We start from the raw sequence: 291 nt of genomic DNA, 5'->3' as shown, positions 1-291 counted from the left end.
ATGTCTTGTCTGGCTTTGATATAGAGGACCGTATTGAAATCGACTTAGCACTAGATAAACTTGACAAGGCTGTCAACGTATATCTCGAAGAAGATGATTTTGATACAGTAATGAGAAAGTTTAACGGATAATGAATATACTCGATTTACTTCACAAGAACAAGCAAATCAATCAATGGCAGTCAGGATTGAATCAATCAACACGTCAGTTATTATTAGGACTATCTGGGACTAGTAAGTCACTTATAATGGCGACTGCCTATGATTGTTTGGCCGAAAAGATTATGATTGT

General features: G+C 36.1%; 1 pseudogene. It reads left to right on the top strand.

Annotated features, from left to right (window positions below):
• A pseudogene (locus tag C1G53_RS13445) lies at positions 1–131 on the top strand (aminoacyl-tRNA hydrolase); the annotation flags it as partial.
• Between the last annotated feature and the right edge of the window lie 160 nt (positions 132–291).

The organism is Streptococcus suis, assembly GCF_002960445.1.
Taxonomy (GTDB): Bacteria; Bacillota; Bacilli; order Lactobacillales; family Streptococcaceae; genus Streptococcus; species Streptococcus hyiners.
Note: the sequence above shows the minus strand (reverse complement) of the source record. Positions and strands in the feature narration are given on the sequence as shown.